This is a genomic window from Intestinimonas sp. HCP28S3_D6, from assembly GCF_052065695.1.
GTDB lineage: Bacteria > Bacillota > Clostridia > Oscillospirales > Oscillospiraceae > Intestinimonas.
The window spans coordinates 42400-49567 of the sequence record NZ_JBQHTM010000026.1; the positions used below are offsets into that span (position 1 = coordinate 42400).

Below are 7168 nucleotides of genomic sequence, written 5' to 3' on the forward strand. Positions count from 1 at the left end.
CTTTTTTACGCAAATAAGTAACTAGTTACTTGATAAGGAGAGATGCGACTATGGAAAAAGAAGTAGCAGAAGCCAAAAGTCCTTTTGCAACGGAGCCCATCGGCAGGCTGATCGTGAAATTTGCCATCCCATGCGTCATTTCCCTGCTGGTGAACTCCCTGTACAACATCGTGGACCAGATCTTCATCGGCTGGGGCGTGGGCTATCTGGGCAACGGCGCCACAAATGCCGTGTTCCCCATCACCATTGTGGCGCTGGCTCTGTGCCTGATGATCGGCGACGGCGGCGCCGCTTATCTGAGCCTGAAGCTGGGCGAGGGGGACATCAGCAGTGCCAAGCGGGGGGTAGGCAATGCGATTGTTATGGTGGTTGCAGTCAGCATCGTCCTGGCAGCCGTATTCCTGATTTTTATTGATCCTATCCTGAACCTGTTCGGCGCTACCGATGCCCTGTGGGACTACGCACTGCAATATGGTACGATCATTGGGTTCGGTCTTCCCTTTATGATGATCCCCGGCGCGATCAACTCTATGATCCGGGCCGACGGCAGCCCCAAATATGCCATGATGTCCATGGCGCTGGGCGCCGTACTCAACACCATTCTGGACCCTGTGTTCATTTTTATCTTCCACATGGGTGTGCAGGGGGCCGCCATTGCTACGGTGATCGGTCAAGTGGCCACCTTTATCATGGCGGTGACCTATCTCTTTCGGTTCAAGACCTTCCGCATTGACCGCACGGCATTCGTCCTGAAAGCAAAGACCTGTGCCACAGTGCTCAGTCTGGGTATCAGCAGTTTCATTACCCAGTTTGCCATCACCATCGTCATGGCGCTGACCAACAATCTGTTGGTTTCCTACGGTGCTTTGTCCGTTTACGGTTCCGAAATCCCTATGACGGCCACGGGCATCGTCATGAAGGTCAACCAGATCCTCATCTCCATCCTGGTGGGTATCGCCGTAGGAGCTCAGCCGATCATCGGTTTCAACTATGGCGCCAAGGATTTCACCCGTGTGAAAAAGGCGCTGGACATTGCCATCGTAGCCTCTGAGGTCATCGCCATCATTGCCTTCCTGATCTTCCAGTTCGCTCCCATGACAGTGGTGTCCCTGTTTGGTTCGGAAGAGGGGCTTTACAATGAGTTTGCCGTTATGGCTTTCCGTACGTTCCTGCTGCTGTGCCCCCTGACCGGTTTTCAGACGGTGATCGCTGTATATCTCCAGGCGGTGGGCAAGCCAATCAAGTCGGCCATCCTGTCTCTGGCGCGTCAGATCATTTTCTTTGTGCCTGCGGCGCTGATCCTGCCCAAATTCCTGGGTGTAGTGGGCGTGCTGTGGACCGGCCCTGTGGCCGACGGTCTGGCTTTTCTGCTGTCGGTCGGACTGCTGATTTATGAGAGAAAGCAGCTGAAAAGAATGGAAACCGCTGGATGACCGGCGGGGATGGATATTGTGGAAGGAGTGCGCGTTATGAAACACAGAATCATCACCATCAGCCGTGAATTTGGCAGCGGCGGCCGCACCATCGGAAAAAAGGTGGCAGAGGCGTTGGGGCTGCCTTGCTACGACAGCGAACTGATTCAGAAAATGGCGGCAGAGAGCGGATTCCATGAGCAGTATATCAAGGACAACGGTGAGTCTGCTCCTGTGGGCTTCCTGTCCAACCTCACCAACCGGGCCTTCGGCCCCACCAATGAGGACTATCTGTGGGAGGTCCAGTGCAAGCTCATTACGGATCTGGCGGAAAAGGGACCTTGCGTGATTGTGGGCCGGTGCGCCGACTACATTCTCAGGGACAAGGCGGACTGCCTGCGGGTCTTTATCCACGCGGATATGGCTTTCCGGGCCAAGCGCATCGTGGAGGTGTACGGGGAGCGGGAGGCCTCCCCAGAGCAGCGGCTGAAGGACAAAGACAAGCGCCGCGCGGCCTATCACCGGTTCTACACCAACATGAAGTGGGGCCACGCCCAGAACTATGACATTACCCTGAACAGCGGGACCCTGGGGATCGAGCGTTGTGTAGATATCATCAAGGGCCTCTATTGACGGATGAGAGGAGCAGAGCGGGATAGACCCGCTCTGCTTTTTCCGCATTCTGGAATATAGACAAGATGCGGCGGGAAAAAGCCTGCCTCCCCCTTGGCTTTTGGTGGATATACCGATATAATAGGGTCAGTGAGGGGCGGATAGACCTTGGAGTCCGCTGTACACGGTCAGAACAGTACAAAAGGAGAAAAAGGGGAATGAGGATCTATCAGGAAGCCGACTACGATGCCATGAGCCGCCGGACGGCGGCCATCATCGCCGCCGAAGTCATCCGGAAGCCGGACTGCGTCCTGGGCCTGGCCACCGGCTCCACGCCGGTGGGCTCCTACCGGCAGCTGGTCGCCTGGCAGCAGGAGGGGCTGCTCAGCTTCGGCACTGTCACCACGGTGAACCTGGATGAATACAGGGGCCTGGGGCCCGACCATGAGCAGAGCTACCGCCATTTCATGCGTGTCAACCTCTTTGACCAGGTGGACATCCGCCCGGACCGCACCTATCTCCCCGACGGCCTGGCCGCCGACCCGGAGGCAGAGTGTCGCCGGTATGACGCCCTGGTGGAGTCCCTGGGCGGGACTGACCTCCAGCTGTTGGGCATGGGACACAACGGCCACATCGGGTTCAACGAGCCGGGGACGGCCTTCATCCGGGAGACCCATGTGGTGGATCTGACTCGAAGCACCATTGAGGCCAACGCACGCTTTTTCCAAAAGAAGGAGGAGGTGCCCCGTCAGGCCATTACCATGGGCGTCGGCACCATCATGTCTGCCAGGCGGGTGCTGGTGGCGGTCAGCGGCGCCGACAAGGCGGAGGCGGTGCGTAGGGCCTTCTGCGGTCCCATCACGCCGGAGGTGCCCGCTTCCATTTTGCAGCTCCACCGGGACGTGGTGCTGGTGGGCGATGTAGCCGCCCTCAGTGGCATGAGAGAAGAGGGGGTATTTCAGTGAGGATCATCGGAGCCAGTGTGTTTGATGTACAGAACGGCTTCGTCCGCCGGGACCTGTGTACCGACGGAGAGCTCATCTCCTTCCGCAGCGGGGACGATACGGTGGTGGAGGCCGACGGCTGCTGGCTGATTCCCGGCCTTACCGATCTCCACTTCCACGGCTGCCGGGGGGAGGACTTCAGCGATGGCTCCCCGGAGGGTCTTGCGGTCATGGCCGACTACGAGCTCTCCCGGGGCATCACCCAGATTTGCCCGGCGGGGATGACCTTGGACCGGGAGGCCCTGCTGGACATGTGCGCCAACGCCCGCCGCCACCGGGAGGCCGCGAAAGGCGGCGCCGACCTGGTGGGGATCAACATGGAGGGCCCCTTCCTCTCCCCGGAGAAGAAAGGCGCCCAGAACGGCGCCTGGCTCCGGGAGCCCGATGCCACCCTCTTCCGGGAGCTGCAAAATGAGGCCAAGGGCCTGGTGAAGCTGGTGTCGGTGGCGCCGGAGCTTCCAGGTGCCCTGGACTTTATCCAGCAGGTGGGGGAGCGGGTGTGCGTCTCCATCGCCCACACCACCGCCGACTACGAGACGGCCCTGGCCGCCTTCCAGGCTGGTGCCCGGCAGGTGACCCACCTTTATAACGCCATGCCCCCCTTCGCCCACCGGGCGCCGGGGGTGGTGGGGGCCGCCTTCGATACCCCTGAGAGCCGGGTAGAGCTCATCTGTGACGGTGTCCACGTCCACCCGTCGGTGGTCCGGGCCACCTTCCACCTGTTCGGGCCTGACCGGGTCATCCTCATCAGCGACACCATGAGGGCGGCCGGCATGCCCGACGGGGACTACACTCTGGGCGGACAGGACGTCCACGTGGAGGGCCGCCGGGCCACCCTGGCCGACGGCACCCTGGCCGGTTCGGCCACCGACCTCATGGCCTGCATGGTGACGGCGGTACAGATGGGGATTCCTCTCCACCACGCGGTGAAGGCAGCGGCGGTGAATCCCGCCCGGGCCATTGGCATTTACAGCCGGGTGGGTTCCCTGGAGCCGGGCAAACGGGCCAACTTGGTGCTGCTGGACCGGGATCTGGCTGTCCGGGCGGTGATTTTCCACGGAGCTCCCGTGATAGGTGCCCTCTGAGGGAGGAAAATGTGCCTTGCCTGCATGGGCAAAAAAGGGTAAAATATCAGTGATAAACGGGCCGGGTAGAGCCCGGAGAAAAGTCCGAGAGGGGCGGAGAAGATATGAATATCCGTGAATTGAGACAGGCGCTGGATGCCGGCGCGTACGACGAGACCTTCCGAAAGCTGTATCCCGGCCGCTGGGAGGGCCAGCGGGAGCGGTATCTGCACATTGTCAACGCCTTTGCTGAGCGCTTTGGCGAAGAGCACGTGGTGGAGCTCTACTCTGCCCCCGGCCGCAGTGAGATCGGCGGCAACCACACCGACCACCAGCGGGGCCGGGTCTTGGCGGCGGCTGTCACCCTGGATGCGGTGGCGGTGGTGGCCAAAAACGACCGCAACGTCATCCGGATCTACTCCGAGGGCCACGGCGAGGAGCGCATCAATCTGGAGAAGCTGGAGATCGTCCCCGAGGAGAAAGGCACCACCGCCGCCCTGATCCGGGGCATCGCTGCCCGGTTCTACGAGCTGGACCTGCGCTTCGGCGGCTTTGACGCCTATGTGAGCTCCGATGTGCTGCCCGGTTCCGGGCTTTCCTCCTCCGCCGCCTATGAGGTGCTGGTGGGCACCATCCTCAGCGGCCTCTACAACAACGGCCGGGCCACTCCCGTCCTCATCGCCAAGGTGGGCCAATTCGCCGAGAACACCTACTTCGGCAAGCCCTGCGGCCTCATGGACCAGTGCGCCTCCGCCGTGGGTGACTTCTGCCTCATGGACTTTGCCGACCCCGCCTCCCCGGTGGTGGAGTCCATCCCCTGCGTCCCTGCCGACCACGGCTATGCCCTGTGTCTCATCGACGCCGGCGGCAGCCACGCCAATCTCACTGACGAGTACGCCGCCATCCCCCAGGAGATGCGCTCCGTGGCCAAGCTGATGGGCAAGGAGGTGCTGGGTGAGACCGACCCCGCGGAGTTCTACGCCCGACTGGGCGAGTTCCGGGGCAAGGTGCCCGACCGGGCCCTGCTGCGGGCCATGCACTTCTACGGCGACAACCAGCGGGTGCTGGACCAGGCCGATGCCCTGCGGAAGGGGGATTTCCAGCGGTTCCTGGCCCTGGTGCGGGACTCCGGCGCCTCTTCCATGGACCTTTTGCAGAACATCTACCCCTCCGGCGACCCCTCGGAGCGCAGCCTCTCCCTGGCCCTGGCCCTGTGCAGGCGGCTGCTGGAGCAGGACGGCGCCTGGCGAGTCCATGGCGGCGGCTTTGCCGGCACCGTCCAGGCCTTTGTGCCCATGGGACAGCTGGAGACGTTCCGACAGAAGATGGAGGCCGTCTTTGGCGCCGGGACCTGCCATGACCTGGCGGTTCGTCCGGCGGGCGGCATCAAGGTGACGGTGGAGGAGCAGGCATGATTACCAGCAGACCCTTTGGCACCGCCGCTGACGGTGCTCCGGTGACCTGCTTCCGCCTGGAGAACGCCTCCGGCGCCTGGGTGGAGGTGCTGGACTACGGCTGCATCCTCCGGGCAGTGGTTGTCCCCGACCGCACCGGAACCCTCCGGGACGTGTGCCTGGGCTTTGATACTATGGTAGGGTACCAGGAGGACCACCAGGGCTATCTGGGCGCCCTGGTGGGCCGGTGTGCCAACCGCATCCGGGACGCCCGGTTCACTCTGGACGGCCGGGAATATGTGCTCCAGGCCAATGAGCGCTCCAACCACCTCCACGGCGGGGACCGGGGTTTCGATCAATATGTGTGGGACCACAGTGTCGAAGGGGATACAGTGGTCTTTTCGCGTACCTCTCCCGACGGAGAGGAGGGGTATCCCGGCACCCTGAAGGTCCGGGTGAGCTATACCCTGACGGAGGACAACACCCTCCGGCTGGTACTGGAGGGGGAGAGTGACGCCGACACGGTGGTGAACCTCACCAGCCACGCCTATTGGAACCTGAACGGCCACGGCGCCGGCAGCGCGGGGAACCACACCCTGTCCATCGACGCCATCGCCTTCACCGAGCTGGGGGCGGACAACTGCCCCAACGGCACCATCGCCTCGGTGGTGGGGACGCCCTTTGATCTGCGGACCGCCCGGCCCCTGGAGGCCGGCTGGGACGCCGACCACCCACAGATCCGCCAGGGCGGCGGCTACGACCACAACTGGGTCCTGCGGGGGACCGGCCTGCGCCGGGCGGCGGTGCTCACCGCGCCGGAGAGCGGCATCACCATGGCGCTCTCCACCACCCAGCCGGGACTTCAGGTCTACACCGGCAACTTCCTGCCGGAGACGGCAGGAAAGGGAGGGGCACGGTATGCGCCCCGCTGCGGTGTGGCCATGGAGGCCCAGGGCTTTCCCAATGCTATAAACCAGCCCGGCTTTCCCTCCGTTATGCTGCGGGCGGGGGAGCAGTATCATCAGGAGATTATTTTTGCCTTCGGGCACGACTGAGCGGCACAAGGAGGTGTCCCGGTGGGGCTCTACAAAATCATGATCGTGGACGATGAGGCCGAGGTGCGGCAGGCCATCGCCAGAAAAATTGACTGGAGGGCCGTGGGCTTCGAGATCGTAGCCGACGCGGAAAATGGCCGGGACGCTCTGGAGAAGGCGGAGACCCTGGACCTGGACGTGGTCCTCACCGACATCAAGATGCCCTTTATGGACGGGCTGGAGCTGGGGGCGGAGCTCTCCCGGCGCAAGCCCAATCTGAAGCTCATCGTTTTTTCCGGCTTCGACGAGTTTGAGTACGCCAAGGAGGCCATCAAGCTCAACGTGGTGGAATATGTGCTCAAGCCGGTGAATGCCGCCGAGCTCACTGCCATTCTGGACCGGGTACGGAAGGTGCTGGATGAGGAGATCGAGCAGCGGCGGAACATCAGTCAGCTTACCCAGGCCTATCAGGAGAGCCTGCCCCTGCTGCGGGAGAAATTTCTTCAGGACCTCATGCGTGGCCCCATGGAGCCCCGGGTTTTAGGGAATCTCTGATTTAATCCGCACTACCATAAAGGCTCCGGATGTGGGATAATAACACTATCAACGCAATGGTGGTGTATGGGGATGAAGAAACAGGAAACATTT

General features: G+C 62.1%; 7 protein-coding genes. All 7 read left to right on the plus strand.

Annotated features, from left to right (window positions below; translation table 11 throughout):
• Positions 1–50: 50 nt before the first annotated feature.
• The 7 genes from ACTNBK_RS10050 (at position 51) to ACTNBK_RS10080 (ending at position 7075) form a co-directional block, all read left to right on the plus strand.
• A complete protein-coding gene (locus ACTNBK_RS10050) occupies positions 51–1433 on the plus strand; it encodes an MATE family efflux transporter (RefSeq protein ID WP_441145744.1) in 1383 nt (460 codons plus the stop codon).
• A gap of 36 nt (positions 1434–1469) precedes the next feature.
• Positions 1470–2045, plus strand: a complete 576-nt coding sequence (locus ACTNBK_RS10055) for an AAA family ATPase (RefSeq protein ID WP_441145746.1) — start codon at positions 1470–1472, stop codon at positions 2043–2045.
• A 197-nt stretch (positions 2046–2242) separates the two neighbouring features.
• Positions 2243–2989, plus strand: coding sequence for a glucosamine-6-phosphate deaminase (nagB, locus tag ACTNBK_RS10060; protein ID WP_441145748.1), 747 nt, complete (start codon positions 2243–2245; stop codon positions 2987–2989).
• Positions 2986–4113, plus strand: a complete 1128-nt coding sequence (nagA, locus tag ACTNBK_RS10065; RefSeq protein ID WP_441145750.1) for an N-acetylglucosamine-6-phosphate deacetylase — start codon at positions 2986–2988, stop codon at positions 4111–4113. Before nagB ends, nagA begins: the two co-directional genes overlap by 4 nt.
• A gap of 104 nt (positions 4114–4217) precedes the next feature.
• Entirely contained in the window at positions 4218–5507 is a 1290-nt protein-coding gene (locus ACTNBK_RS10070; protein ID WP_441145752.1) for a galactokinase, read from the plus strand.
• On the plus strand, positions 5504–6541 hold the full coding sequence (locus ACTNBK_RS10075; protein ID WP_441145754.1) for an aldose epimerase family protein: 1038 nt from the start codon (positions 5504–5506) through the stop codon (positions 6539–6541). Before ACTNBK_RS10070 ends, ACTNBK_RS10075 begins: the two co-directional genes overlap by 4 nt.
• 21 nt (positions 6542–6562) lie before the next feature.
• Positions 6563–7075 (plus strand): response regulator, encoded by a 513-nt coding sequence (locus ACTNBK_RS10080; protein ID WP_441145756.1) that lies wholly within the window; start codon positions 6563–6565, stop codon positions 7073–7075.
• Positions 7076–7168 lie beyond the last annotated feature (93 nt).